The organism is Pseudomonas sp. FSO-7 (genome assembly GCF_059579345.1).
This window is the reverse complement of sequence record NZ_CM184193.1, coordinates 2,190,010-2,214,957: the sequence shown is the minus strand read 5'-3', so window position 1 is coordinate 2,214,957 and position 24,948 is coordinate 2,190,010. Positions and strand designations below refer to the sequence as shown.

Annotated in this window: 26 protein-coding genes; 13 read left to right on the top strand and 13 right to left on the bottom strand. The window is 58.4% G+C overall.

All coding sequences use genetic code 11. The annotated features are described in order from the left end of the window. The first annotated feature begins 199 nt into the window (after positions 1 to 199). The 3 genes from AC515T_RS09710 to AC515T_RS09700 all read left to right on the top strand — a co-directional run bounded on the left by AC515T_RS09710 (position 200) and on the right by AC515T_RS09700 (position 3,328). Positions 200 to 1,255, top strand: coding sequence for a YaaC family protein (locus AC515T_RS09710; RefSeq protein ID WP_496532283.1), 1,056 nt, complete (start codon positions 200 to 202; stop codon positions 1,253 to 1,255). Positions 1,256 to 1,733: 478 nt separating this feature from the next. Further along, positions 1,734 to 2,330, top strand: a complete 597-nt coding sequence (locus AC515T_RS09705) for a hypothetical protein (RefSeq protein WP_496532282.1) — start codon at positions 1,734 to 1,736, stop codon at positions 2,328 to 2,330. A gap of 74 nt (positions 2,331 to 2,404) precedes the next feature. Next, entirely contained in the window at positions 2,405 to 3,328 is a 924-nt protein-coding gene (locus tag AC515T_RS09700) for a DUF4062 domain-containing protein (protein WP_496532281.1), read from the top strand. 178 nt (positions 3,329 to 3,506) lie between these two features. On the opposite strand, the gene AC515T_RS09695 is transcribed toward AC515T_RS09700, so the two are convergent. Continuing rightward, positions 3,507 to 4,277, bottom strand: coding sequence for a DNA adenine methylase (locus AC515T_RS09695; protein WP_496532280.1), 771 nt, complete (start codon positions 4,275 to 4,277; stop codon positions 3,507 to 3,509). Between the two features lie 269 nt (positions 4,278 to 4,546). Here AC515T_RS09695 and AC515T_RS09690 point away from each other — a divergent pair, with 269 nt between their 5' ends. Further along, positions 4,547 to 4,828 (top strand): CopG family ribbon-helix-helix protein, encoded by a 282-nt coding sequence (locus AC515T_RS09690; RefSeq protein ID WP_496532279.1) that lies wholly within the window; start codon positions 4,547 to 4,549, stop codon positions 4,826 to 4,828. A 121-nt stretch (positions 4,829 to 4,949) separates the two neighbouring features. Here the strand turns inward: AC515T_RS09690 and AC515T_RS09685 are convergent, their stop codons facing one another. Together AC515T_RS09685 and AC515T_RS09680 are read right to left on the bottom strand one after the other, a co-directional pair. Next, a complete protein-coding gene (locus AC515T_RS09685; RefSeq protein ID WP_496532278.1) occupies positions 4,950 to 5,258 on the bottom strand; it encodes a BrnA antitoxin family protein in 309 nt (102 codons plus the stop codon). Next, a complete protein-coding gene (locus AC515T_RS09680) occupies positions 5,236 to 5,511 on the bottom strand; it encodes a BrnT family toxin (protein ID WP_496532277.1) in 276 nt (91 codons plus the stop codon). The genes AC515T_RS09685 and AC515T_RS09680 overlap by 23 nt, the downstream gene beginning before the upstream one ends. 177 nt (positions 5,512 to 5,688) lie before the next feature. On the opposite strand from AC515T_RS09680, the gene dusA reads away from it, so the two are divergent. Both dusA and tal read left to right on the top strand, forming a co-directional pair. Then, complete coding sequence (gene dusA / locus AC515T_RS09675) at positions 5,689 to 6,675, top strand: tRNA dihydrouridine(20/20a) synthase DusA (protein WP_305470379.1); 987 nt, start codon at positions 5,689 to 5,691, stop codon at positions 6,673 to 6,675. A 177-nt stretch (positions 6,676 to 6,852) separates the two neighbouring features. After that, positions 6,853 to 7,779 carry a transaldolase gene (gene tal, locus AC515T_RS09670; RefSeq protein ID WP_487753380.1) on the top strand — a complete coding sequence of 309 codons (927 nt, stop codon included), beginning with the start codon at positions 6,853 to 6,855 and terminating at the stop codon, positions 7,777 to 7,779. Positions 7,780 to 7,997: 218 nt separating this feature from the next. On the opposite strand, the gene rssC is transcribed toward tal, so the two are convergent. From rssC to AC515T_RS09655, 3 genes are all read right to left on the bottom strand, one after another. Next, positions 7,998 to 8,480: an anti-sigma factor antagonist RssC gene (rssC, locus tag AC515T_RS09665; protein ID WP_025212773.1), complete on the bottom strand. Its 483-nt coding sequence runs from the start codon at positions 8,478 to 8,480 to the stop codon at positions 7,998 to 8,000. Then, positions 8,480 to 9,661 carry a two-component system response regulator RssB gene (gene rssB, locus AC515T_RS09660; RefSeq protein ID WP_053120765.1) on the bottom strand — a complete coding sequence of 394 codons (1,182 nt, stop codon included), beginning with the start codon at positions 9,659 to 9,661 and terminating at the stop codon, positions 8,480 to 8,482. Before rssB ends, rssC begins: the two co-directional genes overlap by 1 nt. Positions 9,662 to 10,006: 345 nt before the next feature. After that, positions 10,007 to 10,696 (bottom strand): MlaA family lipoprotein, encoded by a 690-nt coding sequence (locus tag AC515T_RS09655; RefSeq protein WP_122567960.1) that lies wholly within the window; start codon positions 10,694 to 10,696, stop codon positions 10,007 to 10,009. Between the two features lie 201 nt (positions 10,697 to 10,897). On the opposite strand from AC515T_RS09655, the gene pcrP reads away from it, so the two are divergent. Continuing rightward, on the top strand, positions 10,898 to 11,518 hold the full coding sequence (gene pcrP, locus AC515T_RS09650; RefSeq protein WP_496532276.1) for an HAD superfamily inactivated hydrolase PcrP: 621 nt from the start codon (positions 10,898 to 10,900) through the stop codon (positions 11,516 to 11,518). Positions 11,519 to 11,627: 109 nt separating this feature from the next. Then, positions 11,628 to 11,891: a DUF4404 family protein gene (locus AC515T_RS09645; RefSeq protein ID WP_496532275.1), complete on the top strand. Its 264-nt coding sequence runs from the start codon at positions 11,628 to 11,630 to the stop codon at positions 11,889 to 11,891. Positions 11,892 to 12,077: 186 nt separating this feature from the next. Here AC515T_RS09645 and queF read toward each other — a convergent pair whose 3' ends face one another. Next, entirely contained in the window at positions 12,078 to 12,908 is an 831-nt protein-coding gene (queF, locus tag AC515T_RS09640) for an NADPH-dependent 7-cyano-7-deazaguanine reductase QueF (protein ID WP_496532274.1), read from the bottom strand. Between the two features lie 61 nt (positions 12,909 to 12,969). Beyond that, positions 12,970 to 13,506, bottom strand: a complete 537-nt coding sequence (gene copI / locus AC515T_RS09635; RefSeq protein WP_496532273.1) for a copper-resistant cuproprotein CopI — start codon at positions 13,504 to 13,506, stop codon at positions 12,970 to 12,972. A 152-nt stretch (positions 13,507 to 13,658) separates the two neighbouring features. Between copI and AC515T_RS09630 the strand changes: the two genes are divergently transcribed. After that, on the top strand, positions 13,659 to 14,339 hold the full coding sequence (locus AC515T_RS09630; RefSeq protein WP_092326901.1) for a heavy metal response regulator transcription factor: 681 nt from the start codon (positions 13,659 to 13,661) through the stop codon (positions 14,337 to 14,339). Further along, a complete protein-coding gene (locus AC515T_RS09625) occupies positions 14,336 to 15,688 on the top strand; it encodes a heavy metal sensor histidine kinase (RefSeq protein WP_496532272.1) in 1,353 nt (450 codons plus the stop codon). Before AC515T_RS09630 ends, AC515T_RS09625 begins: the two co-directional genes overlap by 4 nt. Positions 15,689 to 15,890: 202 nt before the next feature. On the opposite strand, the gene AC515T_RS09620 is transcribed toward AC515T_RS09625, so the two are convergent. From AC515T_RS09620 to AC515T_RS09610, 3 genes are all read right to left on the bottom strand, one after another. After that, a complete protein-coding gene (locus AC515T_RS09620; protein ID WP_496532271.1) occupies positions 15,891 to 17,135 on the bottom strand; it encodes a lipoprotein-releasing ABC transporter permease subunit in 1,245 nt (414 codons plus the stop codon). Between the two features lie 63 nt (positions 17,136 to 17,198). Next, positions 17,199 to 17,882, bottom strand: a complete 684-nt coding sequence (gene lolD, locus AC515T_RS09615; RefSeq protein ID WP_162843734.1) for a lipoprotein-releasing ABC transporter ATP-binding protein LolD — start codon at positions 17,880 to 17,882, stop codon at positions 17,199 to 17,201. 7 nt (positions 17,883 to 17,889) lie between these two features. Continuing rightward, positions 17,890 to 19,140, bottom strand: a complete 1,251-nt coding sequence (locus AC515T_RS09610; protein ID WP_122567952.1) for a lipoprotein-releasing ABC transporter permease subunit — start codon at positions 19,138 to 19,140, stop codon at positions 17,890 to 17,892. Between the two features lie 94 nt (positions 19,141 to 19,234). Here AC515T_RS09610 and AC515T_RS09605 point away from each other — a divergent pair, with 94 nt between their 5' ends. Then, on the top strand, positions 19,235 to 19,831 hold the full coding sequence (locus AC515T_RS09605) for a PilZ domain-containing protein (protein ID WP_496532270.1): 597 nt from the start codon (positions 19,235 to 19,237) through the stop codon (positions 19,829 to 19,831). Further along, entirely contained in the window at positions 19,828 to 20,550 is a 723-nt protein-coding gene (locus AC515T_RS09600) for a glycerophosphodiester phosphodiesterase (RefSeq protein WP_116831868.1), read from the top strand. The genes AC515T_RS09605 and AC515T_RS09600 overlap by 4 nt, the downstream gene beginning before the upstream one ends. A 42-nt stretch (positions 20,551 to 20,592) precedes the next feature. On the opposite strand, the gene sthA is transcribed toward AC515T_RS09600, so the two are convergent. Continuing rightward, the gene (gene sthA, locus AC515T_RS09595) at positions 20,593 to 21,987 is read right to left on the bottom strand and encodes a Si-specific NAD(P)(+) transhydrogenase (protein ID WP_245142796.1); all 1,395 of its coding nucleotides are present in this window, start codon (positions 21,985 to 21,987) and stop codon (positions 20,593 to 20,595) included. Between the two features lie 340 nt (positions 21,988 to 22,327). Then, on the bottom strand, positions 22,328 to 23,314 hold the full coding sequence (locus AC515T_RS09590) for an FAD:protein FMN transferase (RefSeq protein ID WP_496533099.1): 987 nt from the start codon (positions 23,312 to 23,314) through the stop codon (positions 22,328 to 22,330). 268 nt (positions 23,315 to 23,582) lie between these two features. On the opposite strand from AC515T_RS09590, the gene AC515T_RS09585 reads away from it, so the two are divergent. Continuing rightward, a complete protein-coding gene (locus tag AC515T_RS09585; protein ID WP_496532269.1) occupies positions 23,583 to 24,881 on the top strand; it encodes an MFS transporter in 1,299 nt (432 codons plus the stop codon). The last annotated feature ends 67 nt before the right edge of the window (positions 24,882 to 24,948 follow it).

Here is a 24,948-nt window from a genome sequence, read left to right as displayed (position 1 = left end):
CTTGAGCATGTTGGCAAGCATCACGGCGGTGCGGGCAGCTGCAGTGCTTGCGTGGCAGTGCAGAAATTGAGTATCAGCGCTGGAAGGAACAGGACCTATCACTAATACGGGGACCGGGCCGAAGTTGACTGACATTAATACGCGAATGCGGACCAATACGACTGGTTAAAAATTCAGTGGGTAACTTATGAGTTCAACGATGCAAAGCTCGATTTGGCAGAAGCTTCTTTTTTTAGAGAGTCACGACTCTGTGATAGCTTGGCACCAACAGGCCTTTTCTCGAACCTTGAACGCCCGTCGTGCAAAAGAAATAACTTCAGCCGCAAGACAAGCACGGGAGTTTTTTAGGAACTCTGCCGAATCAAATGTTTCAGTTAAACCACTGTTAACATTTTACGGAGTCGCGAGCCTTAGCAGGTCAGTCGCACTTCTCCTCAATCCTCAAGGCGGTGAATCCGGCTTAACTCAAGGACATGGCATTACAACTGTAGAATGGCCGAAGACATTATCGGGCGAAATTTCCGCAGGACTTGCCGCACTTGGAGAGCTAAAGATAAAAACCTGCAAAGGCTTATTTTCAGACATTATCAAGCAGACAGACAACACCCTATGCATACACATAGATTCCTCTGCGGTTGAATGGCGCATAGCATATGATACCCCCGAATTTGGTGACGAACTAACCTTTGACGACTTAATGCTACGCCTGCCGGACCTTAACTCAGAACACAAACGATCTTCACAGACAGTTCTATATGCTTCAGTCGGATCACTAAGCTATGATCTTGATAACGGATTTAAGGCTCAGGTAACATCTGATAGCTTTCTAGAGTTTATTGACATATACCGATCACATGGCTACCAAGTCACGCAAGACACCTCCCCTTACAGCTTAAGTTGCGACGCCAATAATTTTCAAAAAAAACCTCCTCAATTCATTCATTCATACATCAATAAAATGTTTGAAACCATACCGGTTTTACATATCGCTAAACCATTAGAAAGTGGGTCTCGCTATTCTCAAATAGCCATTACATACATGCTTTCCTATTTTCTTGGCATGCTTAGTCGTTACTACCCCACCCACTGGACGTCACTGTTTAGTGGGGAAAAGGGTGATGGGCGGTGGCCAGAAATCTACCTGACTCAAAAGTATATTGACCTTTGCTTTCCTGAATTAATTTTAGAGTTTCTAGATGACAGTTTAGCTCTAAATAAGAAAACGAAGACTACGCCTAGCTCGAGAGAACAATGATGCTTCAGTCCGTGCAAGGGATACCGTAATGTCCGCAATAAGGGACCGGATCTGATCAAGCCAATTGAACCTGAGTCGGCAGAAGGGCTGTTCTAAATCGGCGCCAATGACTTGAGCCGCCCTTCCAGCGCGTTCTCGAGATCTTGAAGAAAATCGACGGCCATTGCGACACGTGACGATGCAAGCCTTGCCGTTCGCCTTAGAAGCTGAGGGCCTAGTGTTTCTTCCAGGACTGAAACCCATGCGCGGGCATAACTGCCGCGGTGGCACCCAGGATCCCCCAGACGCGCGACGATTTTCATCTGATCAATAGCTGTCTTTTGCCGTTTATTGGACGCCTCCCCCCTTCTGTGTATCAATACACTGCTTGTGGTCGCCAAAAGCGGAGTTTTCTAGCAACGAGTCCGGTGTGCAGCAGTATGATACGGCTTACGTTTTGCCATGAGCCAAACCATTAAACCAAGGAAGATATCAACATATGGCCAACGAGCCGCTCCGCCAAGCAAAGGCAGAATTATGGTCAGCATCCCGAGCAATCGATGCTATGACTGCCGCCACTACAATGGACGAGTTTGAGGCGGAATGGCGCGAGTTTTTGTCCTGCCTAGAGAAGGTATGGACCAAAACCGAACGAACATGTGCACCGCATCAGGCTCAGTTTCAACCCTGGCAAGGGAAATTTCATGCATTGCGAAGAAAAGACATGCTGCTCCGTTATTTGAAACATGCTCGCGATGCCGACAATCACACCATCCAAGATCTTGCCAAGCAGGAGCCCGCTTACACTGTCTACGATTTTGTAGGGTCCAAAGGTGGGTACATTGAGCATCTGCACCTGGACGCGAAGGAGGGTTTGGTTGCCTACAAAGGGGATCCCGTTACAGCAACTGTAATTCCACCACGCCCCGTGGCGATAGCCGTTGAAACCTGCGGACAACGATACAACCCTCCTACGATGCATTTAGGAAAAGCAGTTGATGACCTCAGCCCCATAAATTTAGCAAAATTAGGGCTCAGTTTTTATTCAGATTTCGTCCATCAGGTTGAGAAAAAATTCTTTTCTAGGGAGCCATAAAAGTCCTTGAAACTGAATTCACTTAGAAAACAAGAAGAGCAAAACATTCACACTACAGAGCTTGAGGTTATGTTATGGAAAGAAAATATCAAGTTTTTATAGGTTCAACATATACCGACCTAATAGACGAAAGACAGGAAATTTTTCAATTACTTTTACGAAATGATTTCATTCCAGCAGGAATGGAAAATTTTGTGGCCTCTTCTAAAAATCAATTAGACCTTATCAGACCAATTATTGACGCTAGCGACATTTACCTTTTAGTGATAGCAGCAAGATATGGAACTCCCTCACCAAGCGGTATAAGCTATACGGAGGAAGAATATAACTACGCCCTCAGCCAAGGAAAACCTGTACTTGCATTTATACATGAAACCCCAAGAGACCTTCCGCAAAAAAAATGCGAAACTGATCCAGAAAAAATCGACTTACTACAAAAATTTAAAATTAAGATTCTGGACACTCAGCACTGTAACATGTGGAACAATCTACATGAGCTGACCATGAAAATTACTGCTTCACTTCATCAGGCAAAAAATGACGAGGGACTACTTGGCTGGGTGAGGGGTAACTCCGAGCTTACCCCCAAAGGACAAATAGTATTAAACCAAGCGCGGCAAAAAATAATTGAACTTGGTATGGAAGCTAAACAAGCTCGAGAGGACTCTCAACGATTAGAATCGTCAGTTCTGGCACTATTCAACGAAGCTTTGAAACCTGCCACTCCCTCTGAATACGATGCTTGGGAAGCAGGGGCAATTAAGAAAGGTCAACCTAAAAAACTAATAGGCCATACTGCACATCTCGGCGAGATAAAAATTGCCCATAAGGACTTCGTTTTGCCAGTGATGTACGGGTCAAAAGCACCCACCATCATTATTCAACCGAATGTAAAAGTTTACAAAACCGACATAGGCCACACAACCCTACTTTATATGGATGAATTTAGAGTAGAAGGTGTAATCGCAGAACTATACTCAGACAGACGAGTTGAGTAATTTCAGAGCTTTAGGCTCCCACATTGGGAGCCCTATTTTATTAAGCGAAATGCAAGCCAGCGTTCAAGCGCACCCAGTGACCTTATTGAGGGCTCTCGGCTTCGCGCCCCTGATTTCACTTCGACTGCTCACTTATGATCCGAGGCGATAAGGCCATGGTAACGGCCAAGTTTGGTAACTAAAACAGCCCGCCCAAAGAGGCAGGGACCCAGTTCATGATCACGAGTTCACCGCTGACTTCAGCTTTTCCCTGCCGTTGGTTGGTGTTGCAGTAACGAATATCCAGTGTCTCGACATGGAATTCTTCAAACACCTGGCGGATATCTGGGTGATCATTAATACTGACCATCACCTTCCCCTTGCAGCGGCGCATGAAGTCAGCCATCCGCTCGTAATTCTCGAACGGGAAATCCACGCCATATCCAGCGGTCTGCCAGTACGGCGGGTCCATGTAGTGAAACGTATGAGCGCGGTCGTAGCGCTCAGCACAATCAAGCCAGGGGAGATTTTCGACATAGGTGCCGGACAGCCGCTGCCACGCGGCCGAGAGGTTCTCCTCGATCCGCAGCAGGTTGATGGTCGGGCCAGTGGTCGCGGTGCCGAACGTCTGCCCGGTGACCTTGCCGGCAAAGGCATGGTGCTGCAGATAGAAGAACCGAGCGGCGCGCTGGATATCGGTGAGGGTTTCGGGACGGATCATTTTCTGCCATTCGAACACCTGGCGGGAGCCGAGCGCCCATTTGAACTGGCGCACGAATTCTTCCAGATGGTTCTGCACGACGCGATAGAGCATCACCAGGTCGCCGTTGATGTCGTTCAGAACTTCAACGGGAGCGGCCTGGGTTCGCATGAAGTAAAGCGCGGCACCGCCAGCAAAGACTTCAACATAGCATTCGTGAGGCGGAAAAAGCGGAATGAGGCGGTCGGCTAGGCGGCATTTTCCGCCCATCCATGCGGAAGAAATGGGACAGACTCATTAAATTGTCTATCAAGAAGGCAATAAGAGTACGAGCCGAGCATTTGTAGTCACTGCACAGGCGTAACCCAAACCAGATTCACCCGCAGAAATGTCCCCTTCGACGGCAGCGTCGGTGAGGCTCTTAGATCTGCTCGGGAGGGGAACAATTCACGTCGAGATACACCTTGCGACGACCTGCTGATTCAAGCGGGCGGCCATCGGTGTAAGATGCCCAAAAGTCGTCCACCATCAAGGCTGCCATGTCCGGCATATCACTGAACCTGCCCGAAGACCTATCGAACTCCCTCGCCGATCTGGCCAAGACCAACGGCCAAAGTCCGAGCTATCTGGCGATGGACGTTCTTCGCGACTACATCGAACATGAAAAAGCGTTGACCACACAGATCGAACTCGCGGTAAAGGAAGCTGACCAAGGCAAATTCGCTTCCGATGACCAAGTGGCAGCGATGCGTGCCCGGCGCTGGATTCAAACCAGACGCGGGGGCAGTCCCAAACTGGTCTTATCTGATTCAGATTCCTAATGCCCCTACAAACTGTCCCGCTCTACGGATTTACTATACCGTTACCGAAACAAATCCAATCCGCAGACAACAAAAAGCCGCCTCATCGGCGGCTAATTTTTTTTCGAATAATATTTAGCGACTAAGCCTTCAGTTCTTCTGGTGTATGCGTCTTGAGCCAATCGGCCAAGGCGGCGTTCATCCGTGTTTGCCAGCCCGGGCCAGAAGCTCTGAATCTCTCCAGCACGTCAGCATCGAAACGAACATTGACGTGCTCTTTAGTGGCTACCGACTTGGGTCGACCACGCTTTGGCTTGAGCATTTCCTTTGCCTGAGCTTTGCCAAACAACCCATCAAGCACCTCGCTGGCTGGTTTGGCCTTGGCAAAGTCTTCGGTCGACCATTCGGGGTTTGCCGTATCGACCCTCTCAGGACTGGGTTTCTTGGTCATAATTTTTGACCTCCCGTTTGTTGGCTTTACGAAAGCTGATGACGTGGACCGCGTCACCCCGTGGGGTAAACACTACGACATGCAGCCGATCCCCTATGTACCCCATCGCCCGATAACGACACTCGCCGTAGTCGAATCGAGCATCTTCCAGGATCAATGCTGTAGACCATTCAAAGTCCCGCACGAGGGCAAACGGAAGTCCACGTTCTTCGACGTTGCGAGCGTCTTTGGCTGGGTCATAGGTAATCTGCATGCAATTATCGTAGCCACATTAAATCGTCAACACAAGGTGCGCGCTGAAACGCTGACCGAGCATGCGGTCTGCCTGGTTGTCATCAAAGATTGAGTAGCTAGGCTTGAGAGCCCACCAAGTACCCGACAAGCATCCCTGATAAACTGCGTCCATTCGCCCCGATGACTCAGATTCCCAATGCCCCTACAAACTGCTCCGCTCTCCCGCCGCTTCTCCGTCGCCCCGATGATGGATTGGACCGACGCCCACTGTCGCTTCTTCCTACGCATCCTCTCCAAGCACGCCCTGCTCTACACCGAAATGGTCACCACCGGCGCCTTGCTCAACGGTGACCACGAACGCTTCCTGCGCCACCACAAGTCCGAACACCCGCTAGCCCTGCAACTAGGCGGCAGTGTCCCAGCCGACCTGGCCGCCTGCGCCCGTATGGCCCAGGAGCACGGTTACGACGAGGTCAACCTCAACGTCGGCTGCCCCAGCGACCGGGTGCAGAACAATATGATCGGCGCGTGCCTGATGGGGCATCCGGGGTTGGTGGCCGATTGCGTGAAAGCCATGCGCGATGCGGTGTCGATTCCGGTGACGGTCAAGCATCGCATCGGGATCAATGGGCGGGACAGTTACGAGCAGTTGTGTGAGTTTGTCGGGACGGTGCGTGAGGCCGGTTGCACGAGTTTTACCGTGCATGCGCGGATTGCGATTCTGGAGGGGCTGTCGCCGAAGGAGAATCGCGACATCCCGCCGCTGCGTTATGACGTGGCCGCGCGGTTGAAGGCGGATTTTCCGGAGTTGGAGATTGTGCTCAACGGTGGAATCAAGACGCTGGAGGCCTGCCACGAACATCTGCAGACGTTCGACGGTGTGATGCTGGGGCGCGAGGCGTATCACAACCCGTATCTGCTGGCCGAAGTGGATCAGCAACTGTTCGGCAGCACCGCGCCGATCATCACCCGGGCCGAGGCGCTGGCACAGTTGCGACCTTATATCGCCGATCACCTGGCCGCTGGCGGGGCGATGCATCACATCACCCGTCACGTGTTGGGCTTGGGCACCGGGTTCCCGGGAGCGCGGCGGTTTCGGCAGTTGTTGTCAGTGGACATTCACAAAACCAAGGATCCATTGGCGTTGCTGGATCAGGCAGGGCAACTGCTGGAAGGGCGTTAACCGTCACTTGCTTTGAACCTGCACGCTGTTTTGGCATCGTATCTACCGATACCGCCCCGGCCTTTCAAACAGCCGTTTTCAGGTTGTTGCCGCTGGGGCCGTCGATACCTCTTCACGCCCTTGAGTGGCTGCCGGCCCTCGGGTAATGTCAACGGACCCATAGGACAGAGCACGCTCATGACTTCCAAGCTGGAACAACTCAAGCAATTCACTACCGTCGTGGCCGACACTGGCGACTTCGAGGCCATCGCCCGCGTCAAACCCGTGGACGCTACCACCAACCCTTCCCTTCTGCTCAAGGCGTCGTCCATTCACGGCTATGCCGAGCAACTGAACGCCTGCGTGGCGGACTGCAAGGGCGATGTGGGCCTGGCCAGCGACCGTTTTGCCGTGGCGGTCGGGCAAGAGATTCTGAAAGTGATCCCAGGGCGTATTTCCACTGAAGTGGACGCGCGCCTGTCGTTCGACACCGAGGCCATGTTGAAGCGTGCGCATCGTCTGATCGATCTGTACGAAAAGGCCGGCATTGGCCGGGATCGCGTGCTGATCAAGATCGCCTCCACCTGGGAAGGCATTCGCGCAGCCGAGCAACTGGAGCGTGAAGGCATCCAATGCAACCTGACGCTGCTGTTCTCCTTCGCCCAGGCCGCCGCCTGTGCCGATGCCGGGGTGTTCCTGATTTCGCCGTTTGTGGGCCGTATCTACGACTGGTACAAGAAAGCCAATGGCAACGACTACACCGGCGCGGATGATCCGGGCGTGCAGTCGGTGACGCGCATCTACAACTACTACAAGGCCAATGACTACAAGACCGTGGTCATGGGCGCGAGCTTCCGCAACCTCAACCAGATCGAGCAACTGGCTGGCTGTGACCGCTTGACCGTCAGCCCGGACCTGCTGGAGAAACTCGCCGCCGACGAAGGTAAGCTGGAGCGCAAGCTGGCCCCAGGGCAAGCCGGAGAGGCGCGCTTGATCCTCAACGAAGCGCAGTTCCGCTGGTTGTCCAACGAGGACGCCATGGCGACCGAGAAACTGGCCGAAGGTATTCGTCAGTTTGCCCGGGACCAGGAGAAGCTGGAGGCGTTGCTGCAAGCCAAGCTTTGAGCTGATTCAGCCGGCATTGCAAAAAGGGCGAACCTGGTTGGGTTCGCCCTTTTTTATGCGGTTTGGCTTAAGAGTGTGGCGGCTCGACAGACGCTATCGTGAGCAAGCTCGCTTCCACAGAGGGATGTCGGTCAGGCTCGATTATGAGAACGCCACAAAACCTGTGGGAGCGAGCTTGCTCGCGATAAGGCCAGTGCAGCCTACACAAACCCCAAGGCTCAAGGCCGCTCCAACGCATTCACCAGATCATGAAAGGCTTCACGATTGGAATCGTTGAGCCCCATGAGAATCTTGTGGGCCTCGAGCACCTTGATCCGCACTTCCTCTTCGGACTGGTCCTGGTCAGGCAGGTCGTCGAGGCATTCCGGACACGGCACGGGGTCGCCCACGATGTTGAACACCTGGTCGAAGCCCATCGATTGCAGCAGACGGGTGATGTCGTTGTGGGTGGTGACGACGGTCGGCAGCAGGCCGACTTTTTGCCGCGACAGGATCGACAGCTTGGCCAGCAGGCCCAACGTGGTGCTGTCGATGCTGCGGGTTTCGGTCAGGTCGATCACGATGGCGCTGAAGTTCAGCGCGGTGAAGATCCGCTCAATAGTCGCATCCAGCGCCGAACACAGGGTCAGGCGCACTTCACCGACAAACTTCAGGACGAAGGTGCCGTCCTGCTCGGCGAACTGGATTCTACCGGTACTCATCAAAGGTTCCTGCTCAACACTAACAGGGCGATATCATCCGGCATCTCCCCGAGCGTGGCTAATCCAAACACTTGACGCAAGCCTTCCAGGCTGCCGCCCGCTGCGCTCACCCGTTCAGGCAAGGCCGCTTCTTTCTCTTTGAGTGTAGGTTCTGTCAAAAGGTCCAAAATGCCATCAGACATCAGCGTCAGACTGAATGTCGGCGGCAATTCCAGTACGTGATCTTCGTAGGTGGCCTCGTTGAACAGGCCCACCGGCAAACCACGCCCTTCCAGATAACGAACACTGTCTGGCGTATACAACACAGGCAACGGCAGGTGACCGCCGATGCTATAGGTCAACAAACCAGTCTCCTCGTCGATGACTCCACCGACCATTGTGACGTGTTTGCCCAGCTTACAACTGATCAGGCCTCGGTTGATATGCCCAAGGACTTCTGATGGCTTGAACTCTGGCAGCGTGCCGTTGCGCTTGGATTCGAACAGTAGGCGCGTGGTCATGAACTTCAACAGCACCGTCACGAAGGCCGAGGACGCACCATGGCCGGAAACGTCCGCCAGGTAGAAAGCCACTCGCCGCTCGTCAACGCGGAAATAGTCCACGAAATCGCCCGACAGGTACAACGACGGGATGATCTGGTGGGCAAAACGGAAATCGTCGACGGTCCAGGGGCTGACCGGCAGCATGTTCATCTGCACCTGGCGCCCGGCGTTCTGGTCTTCCTGCAACAGGTTCAGGCTGGCTTCCAGCTCGCGGTTGGCGGTTTCCAGCTTCTCGCGGTAACGCTGGTTTTCCACCAACAGGCGCGAACGGTCCAAGGCCCGGCGCACCGAGTGCTCGAGCACCGCGAGGTCTTCAAGGGGCTTGATCAGGTAATCCGCCGCGCCCAGACGCAACGCCTCGACCGCGTCGTTCATCACGCCCGCGCCCGACACCACGATCACCGGGGTCTGCGAGGAAATCTCGGTGACCTGGCGAATGAGTTCGAGTCCGCCCATCTGCGGCATGCGCAGGTCGCAGATGACCAGGTCGGGCTTGTCTTGCTCGAATACCTGAAGACCCTGTTGGCCATTGCTGGCCTGCAGGACGCTGAAACCACTGTCTTCCAAGTAGGCTGCGAGACTGGCTCGCACCACTTCGTCATCATCGATTATCAGCAGCGTGGCACTGGTTTTTGGCATGTGGGCAAACGGCGCCAGAATTAGGTTGGCGTAGCGGGCTGGGCGGTCGGGCCTGGCACGCACTACTGGATTCGCTTTCTAGCCTCTCTGTCGTACAACTTTCAGGCCTTTGCCCTACACGCCGTTACATCAGAGGTGCCCTTCTAAGGCGCAGACGGTACTCCCATCCGCGGGGCGTTTCAAGCTCATGCAGATAGCCGCTTGCCGTCTTTATTTGTCAAAGCACAGAGAGTTATAAGAACCGAGCGAAGCGTAACTCAATGGAAGGATCAAACCCGCTCAAGCACGGCCTCAAAGCACAGAAGGCGGCCTTTTGGGCCGCCTTCTTGGTTTTACAGGCCGAAATCAAAAATCGTCTTCGACCTGACCATCCTTGACCTTGAATTCACGGTTCTGCAGGTAGGCATTGCGGATGAAGACGTATTTGTCGCCGCTCACCATTTTCTCGGCCGACAACAGGCTGGCGCGAGTGTCGACGACGTTCAAGCCGCGAATGGAGTTACGCACCGAGACGTTATCGATATAACGATACGGAGCCGTGTAGTCATCGACCAGCTTGGCTGGTGCGTCACGCAGGGTGCTCGGCCCCAACAGCGGCAGCATCACATACGGACCACTGCCCAGGCCCCAGTAACCCAGGGTCTGGCCGAAATCTTCATCGCTGCGCTGCAGGCCCATCTGGGTGCCCACGTCAAAGAAGCCCAGCAGGCCGAAGGTGGTGTTGAAGATCAATCGGGCGGTGTCGACCCCGGCGGCGGCCGGCTTGGCCTGCAGCACGTTGTTGGCCAGGTTGCCCACGTCGCCGATGTTACGGAACATATTGTGGATGCCGTCTTCGAGGAATTGCGGCGTCACGTATTGATAACCCTGGGCCAGCGGCTTGAGCGCATAGGTATCGAGAGTGTCGTTGAAGGTGAAGATTGGACGGTTGATGCTTTCCCAAGGATCTTCTTCCGTCGCGGCCTGGGTGGCGAACGGAACCAGCAGGACACAAGCGGAAAGACACAGCTGAGCTAGACGATGGCTCCAGCGCATAGGGGAAAACTCCTTGGATTATTCAGGCAAGGGCGCCGAGCCCAGGCGGTAAGCTGGCTAGTATAAGACGGAACGCGTGGATAGGCAGCACCGAAAAACACGCAGGCCGTAGGACTTTTCCACGACTGGCCCCCTTCATCTCACTGTCACCGGACTGTCATCGGAGCCCATTAGGCTGCTGGTTATTTCAAGGACGTTCCCATGCCCCGCGCCGAAGCCCTGCCCCTCCCCGCCCCCAGCCTGACCGCCGTACTGTTTGGCCTCAGCGGATGCCTGGTGGATTTCGGGGCGCGCATTCGTCAGCCAGGGGCAGCGCCAGCGGATCACGCCCACCCGACACCCGGCGCCCTGGAAAGCCTGCAACGCTTGCAACACCTGAATATCCCCTGCGCCTGGCTCGACGAATTGCCGCCCGCCATCAGCCATAGCCTGGCGGCCTCATTGCCCACGTCCATCAAGGCGCCGCAACTTCCTGCAACAAATTATCCGTGGCCAGCGCCGCATGCCTGCTGGCAAGCGCTGATGACGCTGAACGTCCAGCAGTTGGACGGCTGCGTGTTGGTCAGCGGCGAACCACGGTTATTGCAGTCAGGACTCAACGCAGGGTTGTGGACGATCGGGCTGGCATCCTGCGGCTCTTTGTGTGGCCTGGCGCCCGCCGAGTGGCAGGCATTGAGCCAACAAGAGCGGGAAACCAAACGCGCCAAGGCCACCGTACAGTTGTTCGGCCTGGGGGTGCATTCAGTGATCGATCACTTGGGCGAACTCGACACTTGCCTGGCTGATATCTGCCTGCGCCGTATTAAAGGCGAGAAGCCCTGACCGGGATCATGCAGGGCGCGTGAGTGTGGATTACTCTTAAGGCAGGCCATGGACTTTTGACGCAGCGTCGCGGTCCATGGCTGTGCCTATCAATAAAGGGAGTACGCCAATGCCTGCCCGCGAATTGCAAGAACAGCTCAACAAACTGCGCGAGCAATTGGAACAGAATCCACCGCTTTCCGAAGTCGAGCGCGCTGACCTGCACGCGCTGATGCAACAGATCGAACTTGAGCTTGAGCTGGAAACCAAAACACAGGACGCCAACCTCGCCGATAATGTGAACCTGGCCGTCGAGCGCTTCGAACTGGAACACCCGACGCTGGCCGGGACCTTGCGCAACATCGTGCAGGCCTTGGGCAACATGGGGATCTGAACCCTTCGAATGCAAAAAGCCCTGCTATCGCCAGCAGGGCTTTTTAGTTTCACGGCCTGAAATACAATCCCCTGTGGGAGCGAGCTTGCTCGCGATAGCGGTGTGTCAGCCAACCTCAATGTTGAATGTGCCGCCCTTATCGCGAGCAAGCTCGCTCCCACAAGAGCTCACTGCGACAAGGAAAGTTTATTGACGGACCAGGCGCTGGTTCGGCAGTTGAACGTCTTCGGTACTGCGATACGGGTTGATGTCCAGCCCGCCACGGCGCACATACCGCGCATACACCGTCAGTTTCTCCGGGTTGAGCAAGCGCTGCAGGTCAAGAAAGATCCGCTCCACACATTGCTCATGGAAATCCGAATGCTGGCGGAAGCTGACGATGTAGGCCAACAGGCTGGCCGGATCCAGGGCCGCGCCACGATATTCCACCGCCACGCTGCCCCAGTCTGGCTGGCTGGTCACCGGGCAGTTGGACTTGAGCAAGTGGCTGTGCAGGCTTTGCTCGACGATACGCGAAGCATCGCAGCGCAGCAGCTCCGGGCGCGGGTGTGCGTAGGAGTCGACGCTGATGTCCAGGTCGTCGATGCAGGTACCGGGCAACGCCACGATGCCCTCACGCTCCACGTCCTTGAGGCTGCGGATCCGCACGCCCACCGCCTTGCCGGCAGCCGCCGACAGGTCCTGGCGCAGGATCGCTTCCAAACTCGCGGTATCGGCGAACGGGGTCTGGTTCAAGGAGTTGAGGTACAGCTTGAAGGATTTGGATTCGATGATATTCGGCGAGTCCGCCGGAATCGCGAATTCACCGATGGCCACCACCGGCTTGCCGGACGGCAACAGCCACGACAGCTCGAAACAGTTCCAGAAATCCACGCCCTTGTACGGCAGGGTCTCGGCCGTCAGGCCCAGTTCCGCCCATTTCGCGGTGCGCGGGATCGGGAACAGCAGTGACGGCGTGTACGTGGCGATGTATTCGCTGGATTTGCCCAGCGGCGAATGTTCGGCTGCGGGATGCATGACGGAAACCTGACTGAAGAATCAGCGGATTCTATCAGCCTTTGCCACAGCCTTTGAGTGCTTACTGACTGACTGTCAGGTCGCCCTTCATCCCGGCCTGGTAGTGACCAGGAACATTGCAGGCAAACTCCAGGCGCGCGGCCTGGCTGAAGGTCCAGGTCAGCTCGGCGGTCTTGCCCGGTTCCACCAACACGCTGTTGGGGTCATCGTGGCGCATGCTCGCCTGGTCGTGGCCCATGGCGGCGTGATCCATCCCCGGCTTCATCGCGGTTGGCAGCAACTGGCCGCTTTGCTGCATCTTGAGCATTTCCTGTTGATGGTCGGCGTGCATGGCCGCGTTGCCCAGGTTGAATTCGTGGAGCAACTGGCCCTTGTTGATCAGCACGAACCGAACCGTCTCGCCAGCCTTGATCTCAAGGGCTCCGGGATCGAACGTCATGTCGCCCATCACCACCTCGATGCTACGACTGGCCTTGGCCGTCGGCGCGGGCTGGCCAAAATCGAAATGGCCCGGCGACGCCCACAACGGCGCACTGAAGGCCAGTGCGTAAGCGGCCAGTGCGTAAGCGGCCAGGATCAAGCGGTTTCCCATCAACATGTCCATACTCCAATCAGATTCAGCCTGTGGGAAACTTTACCGTTGCAGGCCTGCCAGTCGGCTGACCGCTCGATTACAACTTTGTCAGGTTGCGCCACGAGCACGCCTGCCACGGTATAACGCCCTCGTCCCAACCCTGCCTTGAGCCGCCCATGAAACTGCTGATCGTCGAAGACCAAACCAAAACCGGCCAATACCTGCGCCAGGGCCTGGGCGAAGCCGGGTTCAACGCCGACCTGGTGGCCGACGGCGTCACCGGCCAGCAACTGGCCTTGAGCGGTGAATACGCCTTGCTGATCCTCGACGTGATGTTGCCCGGTCGCGATGGCTGGCAGATCCTGCAAGCCGTCCGCGGGGCCGGCCTGGATACTCCGGTGCTGTTCCTCACCGCGCGGGACGCGGTACAGGATCGGGTCCACGGCCTGGAGCTGGGCGCCGATGATTACCTGGTCAAGCCCTTTGCCTTTTCCGAGTTGCTGGCGCGGGTGCGCAGCCTGTTGCGCCGAGGCAGTTCGACGCAACAGGAAACCAGCCTGCAACTGGCCGACTTGCGCCTGGACCTGATCCGCCGCCGTGTCGAACGCAGCGGTCGGCGCATCGACCTCACCGCCAAGGAGTTCGCCTTACTGGAAATGCTCCTGCGCCGCCAGGGTGAAGTGTTGCCCAAATCGCTGATCGCCTCCCAGGTCTGGGACATGAACTTCGACAGCGACACCAACGTCATCGAAGTTGCCATCCGGCGACTGCGCATCAAGATCGACGATGAGTTCCCCAATAAGCTCATCCACACCGTGCGGGGCATGGGCTACGTGCTTGAAGAGCGCAGCCTGTGAGGGGCCGGTGGTCACTGAGCAGCCGCCTGGCGCTGCTGTTCGCCGCCTGCACCGCAGTGGTGTCCTTGTTCGCCGGGGTCTTGTTCAGCCGTGGCAGCGAGGCGCATTTCATTGAGCTGGACCAGCAACTGCTCGAAGGCAAGCTGATCGGCCTGCGCCGGGCCCTGCAAGACCTCGACGCCGAGCAGACCCAGCGCCGACTGGAAGATGAGCTGAGCCGCCAGGCCGACCTGGCGCTGCGCATCAAAGGCAGCGACGGCGTGCGTTGGTACGACAGCTCGATCCGGATTCCGCCTCAGTTGCCGGAGCGTCCCGGCCTGTCGACCCTCAGCGATGCCGACAACGATTACCGGGTGTTGAATGCGCCGCTGTATCCAGGCCGAGCCGATTCGCCGCAACTGACCCTGTTGCTGGACATCACCCATCACCAGCACTTCCTGCAACGCATGCAACGGCTGATCTGGCTGACCGTCGGTCTCTCGGCCCTGGCCACCGCGCTACTGGGGGCCTGGGCCGCCCGGCGGGCCTTACGGCCGTTGCGACGCATGGGTGCCATCGCCGGCAACGTCTCGGCCCGTTCCCTCAACGCCCGGCTGCCTGAAGAGCAAATGCCCGCCGAACTGGCGGAATTGGCCCACAGCATCAACGCCATGCTCGGACGCCTCGACGATGCGTTTCAGCGGCTCTCGGCGTTCTCGGCCGACATCGCCCATGAGTTGCGCACGCCGCTGTCGAACCTGCTGACCCACACCCAGGTCACCCTCACCCGCGAACGCTCCCTGGAGGATTACCGCGAGGCGTTGCACAGCAACCTCGAAGAACTGCAATGGATGGCGCAACTGGTCAACGACATGTTGTACCTGGCCAAGGCCGACCATGGCCTGCTGGCGCTCAATCGGGAACCGCTGCAATTGGCCGAGGAAGTGGACGTGTTGCTGGATTTTTTCGCGCCCCTGGCCGAAGACGCCAATGTGTGCCTGAGCCGCGAGGGCGAAAGCCGTATCGAGGGTGACCGCAACATGTTGCGCCGGGCCCTTTCCAACCTGCTGGACAACGCCCTGCGCTTCACCCCCGTTGGCGGCGAAGTGCGGGTGCGAATGGTCGATGGGGCTCAAGGGGTGAGCGTAAGTGTGGAAAACAGTGGCGAGGGGATTCCAGCGGACTTGCTGCCGCGCCTGTTCGACCGTTTCTACCGCGCCGACCCGGCTCGCCAGGAAGGCAGCAGCGAACACGCGGGGCTCGGGCTGGCGATTACCCGCTCGATCATCCGCGCCCATGGCGGGCAGATTCGCTGTGAATCGGCCGATGGCTGGACGCGGTTTGTGATTGAGTTGCCGAAGGGGGATTGAGCTCTGACACAACCCTTTGTGGCGAGGGAGCTTGCTCTCGCTGGGCTGCGCAGCAGCCCCAAAAGCTGCGCGTTCATGCGCATGACGTGCAGACTTTCAGGTTTTTTGGGAGCGCTTCGCGCTCCAGCGGGAGCAAGCTCCCTCGCCACAGGGGGTCGTGTTCCCGTCCCTAAACAGGGCGGCCTCAGCGTCCGCGAGGGCCTCAGGAGTAGCGCAACGCCTGCGCAGGTTCGATCTTCGCCGCACGCCACGCCGGGTACACCGTGGCGAGGAAGCTCAGGATGAACCCGGCCGAGCAGATCAGCACCACATCGCCACGCTGCAGCTCCGACGGCAGGTTGCTGACGAAATACACATCGGAACTGAAGATGTGCTGGCCGCTGACCCGTTCCAGCCAGCCCACCAGCGCACTGACGTTCAACGCCGCGATCACCCCCAGCACGCCGCCAATGAGCGTGCCAACGACGCCAATCACCGTGCCCTGGACCATGAAGATCGCCATGATCTGCCGCGGCGTGGCGCCGATGGTGCGCAGGATCGCGATGTCCGCGCCCTTGTCGTTCACCACCATGATCAGCGTGGCGATGATGTTGAACGCCGCTACCGCGACGATCATCAGCAACAGCAAGCCAATCATGGTTTTTTCCATTTTCATGGCGCTGAACAGGCTGCCCTGGGTATGGGTCCAGTCGTCAGCCTTGTAATCCACGCCAAGGCCGGTGGCGATGTCACCAGAGACCTTCGGCGCCGCGTACAAGTCCTTCACCGCCAGGCGCACGCTTTGCACCTGGTTCGGCTGCCAATGCTGCATCTGCGCGGCGTCAGCCAGGTGGATCAGGGCCATGGAACCGTCCAGCTCGGCACCGACCTTGAACACACCCACGACGTTCAAGCGCTGCATCCGCGGGGTGATGCCGCCCGGCGCGGTGCTGACTTCCGGCACGATCAACGTCAGTTTGTCACCGACATTCAAACGGAAACGCCGGGCCGTGATCTCACCGATGACCACGCCATATTCGCCCGGCTTCAAGGCATCGAGACGCCCCTGGACGATATGCTGGGCAACGATGGACACCTTGCCTTCCTGGGCCGGATCGATGCCGCTGATCTGGATCGGCTGCATCGAACCTTTATGGCTCAGCATGCCCTCCATCTCGGTAAACGGCACGGCAGCGGTGACTTCAGGATTCTTCAGCGCCGCGGCGGCCACCGGCTGCCAGTCGTCGATCGGATTGACGCCGACGATGGTGGCGTGGGGCACCATGCCGAGGATGCGCGAGCTCATTTCGCGCTGGAAGCCGTTCATCACCGACAACACCACGATCATCGCCAGCACACCCAGGGCGAGGCCGATCATCGAGGTCATGGAGATGAACGAAACAAAGCGATTGCGGCGCTTGGCGCGGGTATAGCGCGTGCCGATAAAGATCGATAACGGTCTGAACATTCGCGGGGCACCGTATGAAAATAAAAGACCCGGCACGGGTTTCAAGTGCCGGGTTTCGGTCGGTCAGATGGGCGTCAGGCAACCTTCCTGCAAGTGCAGGACGCGGTCCATCTGCCGGGCCAGGTTCATGTCGTGAGTCACCACCAGGAACGCCGTGCGCATCGAGGTGCTGAGCTCCAGCATCAAGTCCTGGATGCCTTGGGCGGTGTGGGAATCAAGGTTGCCGGTCGGCTCATCGAGCATCACCAGGCCAGGTTTGTTGACCAGGGCCCGGGCAATCGCTACGCGCTGGCGTTCGCCACCGGACAGTTCGGCCGGCTTGTGTTCCAGGCGATGGCCCAGCCCTACCCGCTCCAGCAATGCCGTGGCGCGCTGACGGGCTTCAGGAATCGCCGTGCGACCGATCAACAGCGGCATGCAGACGTTTTCCAGCGCGGTGAACTCGGGCAGCAAATGGTGGAACTGGTAGACGAAGCCCAGGGAACGGTTACGCAGCAGGCCGCGGGCCTTCTCGTTCAGCGCCGACAGTTCTTCGCCGGCCAGCCAGACACTGCCGGCGGTCGGCGTATCCAGGCCACCCAGCAGGTTGAGCAAGGTGCTCTTGCCCGACCCGGAGGTGCCGACAATCGCCACGCGCTCGCCAGGGTGCAATTCCAGTTGCAGGCCCGACAACACCACCACCGACTCCGGGCCTTCCTCGTAGGATTTGCCCAGGTTGCGGCAGCTCAAGATTGCTTTTTCACTCATGCCCGACTCACTCATAACGTAACGCCTCCGCAGGCTGGGTGCGCGCGGCACGCCAGGCAGGATACAGGGTGGCGAGGAAACTCAGGACCAACGCAGCGCCGCAGACCATCAACACGTCATCGGCCTGCAACTGCGAGGGCAGGTAGTCGATGAAGTACACGTCGGCGTTGAGAAACTTGTGCCCGATCAGGCCTTCGAGGGCGGCGATCGCGGCGCTGACATTCAGTGCGGCGAACATCCCGACCAGGGCTCCCACGAACGTACCGATCACGCCAATGACCGTGCCCTGGACCATGAAGATCCGCATGATCTGCCCCGGCGTGGCGCCGAGGGTGCGCAAGATGGCGATATCGCCCTTCTTGTCGTTCACCACCATCACCAGCGTGGAAATGATGTTGAACGCCGCCACGGCGACGATCAGCAACAGCAGCAGGCCGATCATGGCTTTTTCCATGCGGATCGCCTGGTACAGGTTGCCGTGGGTGCGGGTCCAGTCCCGGGCGTAGTAACGGTCTTCGCCAAGCTGCTGGGCGATGGTCCACGCCACGCGCGGGGCTTGGAACAGGTCGTCGAACTTCAACCGCAGGCCCTGGACCTGATCCGGCTTCCAGCGGTGCAGGCGGGCCAGGTCCTGGAGGTTGGTGACCCCCAGGTAACCGTCCAGCTCGCCGGCGCCGACGTGAAAAATGCCGACCACGGTAAAGCGTTTCATGCGCGGGAACATGCCACCCGGGGTCACGGTGACCTCCGGGGCGACGAACGTCAGCTTGTCGCCGATGGCAACGCCGAGCTTGGCCGCCGCCTTGTCGCCGATGACGATACCAAAGCTGCCAGGCGCCAGGTCGTCGAGTTTGCCTTGTTGCATGAAGTTATCGATGATCGATACCTGCCGCTCCAGCCCGGGGTCGATGCCATTGAGCAACACCTTGGACACCTTGCCGTCGTTGGTCAGCAACCCCTGCATCTGGATGAATGGCGCCACGGCCAGCACCTGCGGGTTCTGCTTGACCTTGGCGGCCAGGCTCGGCCAGTCGCTGATGGCTTCACCGGTTTCGAGGGTCGCGTGGGGCACCATGCCCAGCACGCGGGTGCGCATCTCATGGTCGAAGCCGTTCATCACCGAGAGCACGACGATCATCACGACCACGCCAAGGGCCAGTCCGATGATGGACGTCAGGGAAATGAACGATACGAAATGATTGCGGCGCTTTGCACGGGTATAACGCGTGCCGATAAATACGAAGAGAGGTCTGAACATGTCGGGGCTTGTTCGGAGGGAAAAGGAACGTCCTTGTGGCGGGGGTCACAAACCAGCTTTACACTCAGACCACCGCCGCTACCATGGGTTCGCCATGTCGACATTAGATGAAGAAGATCGCCGCGAATACTACCGTATCGAGGACATGATCGCACTGGAAATTCGGCCCCTGTCCATTCCTGAAGCTGCTGGTCAGGAAGTGTTGCAGGATGCTTCTCCATTGTTCAACCTGCTCAGTGAATTGCACCTGAGCGAATTCGAATCACAGCACCTGCTGCGCCAGATCAGCGAGCGCGAACGCAGCGTCGCGGCGTACCTCAAGGCGATGAACAAACGCATCGACCTGCTCAGCCAGGTCATCGCCCTGACAGTGCTCGGCGAAATCGGCGAACCGCAGCCGGTGATCATTTCCGAAGGCGGCATCGACTTCCAATACCCCACGCCAATCGCCGTCGGCGCCCACTTGTCGATCAAGCTGGTGCTGATGCCCCAGGCCCTCGGCTTGCTGCTGCGGGCGCGGGTCACCCACTGTGATCCCAAGGGTGACGGCTACGACGTGGGCACCGAGTTCGAACGCCCGACCGACGCCCAGCGCCAGTTGCTGGCCCGCTACATCCTGCAGAAACAGGCGCAAGAACGGCGCCTGGCTCGGGAACTGAACGAATCAGGTATTGATAAGGAAGAACCGTGACCCTCATTTATGGCCACCGCGGCGCCAAGGGCGAAGCGCCGGAAAACACCCTGACCGGTTTTCAGGAGTGCCTCAAGCACGGCGTACGCCGTTGCGAGCTGGACCTGCATCTTTCAATGGACGGCGAGTTGATGGTGATCCACGACCCGACCCTCAAGCGCACCACGGACCGGCGCGGCAAGGTGGTGGAGCACTCCGCCGCCGAGCTGGTGACCTACGATGCGCGCAAGGGTGGCCCGGGCTGGATCAAGCCGTGCCCGATCCCACGCCTGGAGGAGCTGTTCGAGAAGTGTGACTTCGAGCATTGGCAACTGGAGGTCAAGAGCGCCTCGCGCACCCGCGCCGCGGCCACGGTGCTGGGCATCCGTGAAATGGCCCAGCGTTTCGGGCTGCTGGACAAGATCACCATCACCTCCAGCTCCCGGGAAGTGCTCAAGGCGGCCCTGGACCTGACCCCGGACATCTCCCGCGGACTGGTGGCCGAATACGCCTGGCTCGATCCGTTGAAGGTCGCCCAGAGCTACGGCTGCGAGATCCTGGCGCTGAACTGGACCCTGTGCACGCCGGAGCGCCTGGTCAAAGCGCAGCGCCAGGGGTTGCATGTGTCGGTGTGGACCGTCAACGAGCCCGCGCTGATGCGCAGGCTCGCCGACTTTGGCGCTGACAGCCTGATTACAGACTTTCCCGGTTTGGCCACTGCCACGCTCGAGAATTGCTGAAATCGGTCTCCCCGGCCGGCTCAGGCCACCGGCCGGAGCCGCTCAAAAAAGCCGGTTGAGCCCGTCATAGGCGGCGACCCGATAGGCTTCGGCCATGGTCGGGTAGTTGAACGTGGTGTTGACGAAGTACTTCAACGTGTTCAGTTCGCCCGGCTGGTTCATGATCGCCTGGCCGATGTGCACGATCTCCGACGCCTGGTAGCCAAAGCAGTGCACGCCCAGCACTTCCAGGGTCTCGCGGTGGAACAGGATCTTCAGCATGCCTTGCGGCTCGCCGGCGATCTGCGCGCGGGCCATGCTTTTGAAGAAGGCCTTGCCCACTTCGTACGGCACCTTGGCCTGGGTCAGCTCCTGCTCGTTCTTGCCGATCGAGCTGATCTCCGGAATGGTGTAGATGCCCGTCGGCACGTCGTTGACGAAGCGCCAGCTGCCGTTGTCGACAATGCTGCCGGCGGCCGAACGGCCTTGGTCGTGGGCAGCACTGGCCAGGCTCGGCCAGCCGATCACGTCACCGGCACCGTAGATGTTCGGCACGCAGGTGCGGTAGTTCTCGTCGACTTCGATCTGGCCGCGGCTGTTGACCTTCACGCCGATATTTTCCAGGCCCAGGGTGTCGGTGTTGCCGGTACGGCCGTTGCACCAGAGCAAGGCGTCGGCCTTGATCTTCTTGCCGGATTTGAGATGCAGGATCACGCCATTGTCGACGCCTTCGACGCGCTCGTAGTCTTCGTTGTGGCGCACGGTGATGTTGTTGTTGCTGAAGTGATAGCTCAGGGCCTGGGAGATTTCCGAGTCCAGGAAGCTCAGCAACTGGCCGCGGTTGTCCACCAGTTCCACCAGCACACCCAGACCGCTGAAGATCGAGGCGTATTCGCAGCCGATCACGCCGGCGCCATAGACGATGAGCTTACGCGGGGTGTGGCCCAGGCTCAGGATGGTGTCGCTGTCGTAGATCCGCGCATGGTTGAAATCGATGTCGGCCGGGCGATACGGGCGCGAACCGGTGGCGATGATGATGTGCTTGGCCACCAGCTTCTCGACCACGCCATTGCCGCAGACCACTTCGACCGTCTGCTCGTCGGCAAAGCTGCCCGTGCCGAAGAACACGTCCACGCGGTTGCGGGCGTAGTAGCCGGTGCGCGAGGCCACTTGCTTGGAGATGACCTTCTCGGCGCTCTTGAGCACGTCCGGGAAGGAGAACCAGCGCGGCTCGCCAATGGCCCGGAACATCGGGTTGGTGTTGAACTGCATGATCTGCCGGACCGAGTGACGCAAGGCCTTGGACGGGATGGTACCCAAGTGGGTGCAGTTGCCGCCGACCTGCCGACGGCTGTCGACCATCGCCACCTTGCGCCCTGCCTTGGCGGCGTTCATTGCCGCGCCTTCCCCCGCCGGGCCGGAGCCCAGTACCACCACGTCGTAGTTGTAGACAGCCATGCGTACTCCTCAGAACAGGCCGCGGCACCACACTTGGCACCGACGGCTAAATCATGCCGGCCTGCGGCATGAAGGAACAATTTGGGGCCGGTTCACGCGCCCGGCCACAGTCTATAGAAGCGTCAACGCCGCGCACATTACCCCTTGGTCGCGTCGTAGGCTAGTTTTGCCTGCGCTATTTCGCCACAGGGATGCTTTCAAAACGCTGTCAAACATTTAACCCGTGGCGAGGGAGCTTGCTCCCGCTGGGCTGCGCAGCAGCCCCATTCTTGTGAGCGCTTCGCACTCAAGCGGGAGCAATTTCCCTCGCCACGGACTCATTGCTGAACAACTCATGTCCTCATTGGGTTTTCCCGCCCGTCATCCGCTCAAAGGCTTCATTGGTGCGAACGACGAAACGGTCATTGTCCCGCAATACGAAAAATACCCCGATGCCATGCTGCTGGGCATAGTCCCAACCCCGTTCAGGACCGAGAATCAGCAACAGCGTCGATAGTCCATCGGCCATCAACGCCGAAGGATGAATCACCGTGACCGACGCAAGGTTGTGTAGGACCGGCGCCCCCGTACGTGCATCAAAGGTGTGGGAATAACGCTGGCCGCCCTGTTCGAAATATTTACGGTAGTCACCCGAGGTGGAAACGCCGTAGCCGTTGACCTCGATGACACGCTCGGCCACTTGCCGGTCATCCCGGGGTTCTTCCAGGGCGATACGCCAGGCCGAACCATCGGGTTTGCGCCCGACGGCCTTGAGCTCGCCGGTGGCTTCGGCCAGGTAACTGTCGATACCCAGGGCCTGGAGCCTGGCGGCAATGCGGTCGACGGCATAACCGGCGGCGATACTGTTGAAGTCGACTTCCACCGCGGCGTCCTTGCACAACCGGTCGCCCTCAATGCGCAAATGACCGTGACCGACGCGCTGACGCACCAAGGCCAACGCTTCGGCGCTGGGTACTGTTTCTCCGCGAGATTGGGGACCGAAGCCCCACAGGTTCAGCAGCGGTTCCACGGTCAGGTCGAAGGAGCCGTCGCTTTGAACCGACAACTGCTCCCCCACGCGGATCAACTCCAGGACCGGCCCAGTCATGACCTGGCAACTGTTGGCCGGCAACGCATTGAAACGCTCAATGTCCGAGTCGCTGCGATAGGTCGAGAATTGCCGATCCACTTCAGCAAGGATGTTTTCCACCTCGGCCTGAACCTCTTTCGGACCCGGCCCGGCGGAATGCCTGACGTACTGAATGGAATAATGACTGCCCATGGTCGGACCGTCGAAACGTTCCAGCGTGTCGCCGTTGCCGCAACCGGACAACACGCCGGCCAACATCACAAGCCCAATCCATCGTCCAGTTAACAAATCTTCATCTCCCCTCAAAACCGCGCCGGCCATTATGAACGCCAGCGCACGCAAAAAACCTGTGGGAGCCGATGGAACCTTGTGGGAGCAAAGCTTGCTCGCGATGAACGATGACACGGTCTCGCAGTTAAACCGTGTCGCCTGCATCGCGAGCAAGCTTTGCTCCCACAGGTTCCCACAAGGCTTCCACTGGGGTACGGCGCCTTCATACAAGATTTGCCAGAGTGAGTACCTACCCATGTCTTCCAATACGAGCAATGGCAAGGCGATTTTTCGCGTTGTCAGCGGCAACTTCCTGGAGATGTTCGACTTCATGGTCTACGGCTTCTACGCCACGGCCATCGCCAAGACGTTCTTCCCCGCCGACAGTGCGTTCGCCTCGCTGATGCTGTCCCTGGCCACGTTCGGTGCCGGGTTCCTGATGCGCCCCCTGGGGGCGATTTTCCTCGGCGCCTACATCGACCGTCACGGCCGCCGCAAAGGCTTGATCATCACCCTGGCGCTGATGGCCATGGGCACCATTCTGATCGCTTGCGTACCAGGCTACGCCGTTCTCGGTGTAGCGGCCCCTCTGCTGGTGCTGCTGGGCCGATTGCTGCAAGGCTTCTCCGCCGGTGTCGAACTGGGCGGCGTGTCGGTGTACCTGGCGGAAATCTCCACGCCGGGGCGCAAGGGTTTCTTTGTCAGTTGGCAATCGGCCAGTCAACAGGCGGCGGTGGTGTTTGCCGGCCTGTTGGGGGTCGGCCTCAATCACTGGCTGAGCCCCCAGGAAATGGGTGACTGGGGCTGGCGCGTGCCGTTCCTGGTGGGTTGCATGATTGTGCCGGCGATATTCGTGATCCGTCGCTCATTGGAGGAAACACCTGAGTTCCAGGCGAGAAAACATCGCCCTACCCTGTCGGAAATCATCCGTTCCATCGGCCAGAACTTCGGCATCGTCTTGGCTGGCATGGCGTTGGTAGTCATGACCACCGTGTCGTTCTACCTGATCACCGCTTACACACCGACCTTCGGCAAGGCCGAGTTGAACCTGTCGGACCTGGATGCGTTGCTGGTCACGGTGTGCATCGGCTTGTCGAATTTCTTCTGGCTGCCAGTGATGGGGGCGTTTTCCGACAAGATCGGTCGCAAGCCCCTGCTGCTCGGTGCGACTGTCCTGGCAATCCTGACCGCCTATCCGGCGCTGTCCTGGTTGGTGGCGAACCCCAGCTTCAGCCATTTGCTGATCGTCGAGCTGTGGTTGTCGTTCCTGTATGGATCGTACAACGGTGCAATGGTCGTCGCCTTGACGGAAATCATGCCGGTCGAGGTGCGCACCACCGGCTTTTCCCTGGCCTACAGTCTGGCGACAGCGACGTTCGGCGGGTTCACCCCGGCGGCCTGTACTTATCTGATTCATGTGCTGGATAACAAGGCAGCGCCAGGGATCTGGCTCAGTGGTGCGGCGGTGCTGGGGTTGATTGCGACCCTGGTGCTGTTCAAGGGCAATCGGCATGAACTGCGGACTGCGCAGGCTTCAGTCGTCGGCGGCGCCTGACACATCGCTATCGCGAGCAAGCTCGCTCCCACAGTTTGATCGCACACATCCTGTGGGAGCGAGCTTG

Bases quoted from the DNA above. Each gene is read 5' to 3' on its own strand.
- AC515T_RS09710 (WP_496532283.1), top strand. From the start codon at position 200: ATGCAAAGCTCGATTTGGCAGAAGCTTCTTTTTTTAGAGAGTCACGAC.
- AC515T_RS09705 (WP_496532282.1), top strand. From the start codon at position 1,734: ATGGCCAACGAGCCGCTCCGCCAAGCAAAGGCAGAATTATGGTCAGCA.
- AC515T_RS09700 (WP_496532281.1), top strand. From the start codon at position 2,405: ATGGAAAGAAAATATCAAGTTTTTATAGGTTCAACATATACCGACCTA.
- AC515T_RS09695 (WP_496532280.1), bottom strand. From the start codon at position 4,277: ATGGGCGGAAAATGCCGCCTAGCCGACCGCCTCATTCCGCTTTTTCCG.
- AC515T_RS09690 (WP_496532279.1), top strand. From the start codon at position 4,547: ATGTCCGGCATATCACTGAACCTGCCCGAAGACCTATCGAACTCCCTC.
- AC515T_RS09685 (WP_496532278.1), bottom strand. From the start codon at position 5,258: ATGACCAAGAAACCCAGTCCTGAGAGGGTCGATACGGCAAACCCCGAA.
- AC515T_RS09680 (WP_496532277.1), bottom strand. From the start codon at position 5,511: ATGCAGATTACCTATGACCCAGCCAAAGACGCTCGCAACGTCGAAGAA.
- dusA (WP_305470379.1), top strand. From the start codon at position 5,689: ATGCCCCTACAAACTGCTCCGCTCTCCCGCCGCTTCTCCGTCGCCCCG.
- tal (WP_487753380.1), top strand. From the start codon at position 6,853: ATGACTTCCAAGCTGGAACAACTCAAGCAATTCACTACCGTCGTGGCC.
- rssC (WP_025212773.1), bottom strand. From the start codon at position 8,480: ATGAGTACCGGTAGAATCCAGTTCGCCGAGCAGGACGGCACCTTCGTC.
- rssB (WP_053120765.1), bottom strand. From the start codon at position 9,661: ATGCCAAAAACCAGTGCCACGCTGCTGATAATCGATGATGACGAAGTG.
- AC515T_RS09655 (WP_122567960.1), bottom strand. From the start codon at position 10,696: ATGCGCTGGAGCCATCGTCTAGCTCAGCTGTGTCTTTCCGCTTGTGTC.
- pcrP (WP_496532276.1), top strand. From the start codon at position 10,898: ATGCCCCGCGCCGAAGCCCTGCCCCTCCCCGCCCCCAGCCTGACCGCC.
- AC515T_RS09645 (WP_496532275.1), top strand. From the start codon at position 11,628: ATGCCTGCCCGCGAATTGCAAGAACAGCTCAACAAACTGCGCGAGCAA.
- queF (WP_496532274.1), bottom strand. From the start codon at position 12,908: ATGCATCCCGCAGCCGAACATTCGCCGCTGGGCAAATCCAGCGAATAC.
- copI (WP_496532273.1), bottom strand. From the start codon at position 13,506: ATGTTGATGGGAAACCGCTTGATCCTGGCCGCTTACGCACTGGCCGCT.
- AC515T_RS09630 (WP_092326901.1), top strand. From the start codon at position 13,659: ATGAAACTGCTGATCGTCGAAGACCAAACCAAAACCGGCCAATACCTG.
- AC515T_RS09620 (WP_496532271.1), bottom strand. From the start codon at position 17,135: ATGTTCAGACCGTTATCGATCTTTATCGGCACGCGCTATACCCGCGCC.
- lolD (WP_162843734.1), bottom strand. From the start codon at position 17,882: ATGAGTGAAAAAGCAATCTTGAGCTGCCGCAACCTGGGCAAATCCTAC.
- AC515T_RS09610 (WP_122567952.1), bottom strand. From the start codon at position 19,140: ATGTTCAGACCTCTCTTCGTATTTATCGGCACGCGTTATACCCGTGCA.
- AC515T_RS09605 (WP_496532270.1), top strand. From the start codon at position 19,235: ATGTCGACATTAGATGAAGAAGATCGCCGCGAATACTACCGTATCGAG.
- sthA (WP_245142796.1), bottom strand. From the start codon at position 21,987: ATGGCTGTCTACAACTACGACGTGGTGGTACTGGGCTCCGGCCCGGCG.
- AC515T_RS09590 (WP_496533099.1), bottom strand. From the start codon at position 23,314: ATGTTGGCCGGCGTGTTGTCCGGTTGCGGCAACGGCGACACGCTGGAA.
- AC515T_RS09585 (WP_496532269.1), top strand. From the start codon at position 23,583: ATGTCTTCCAATACGAGCAATGGCAAGGCGATTTTTCGCGTTGTCAGC.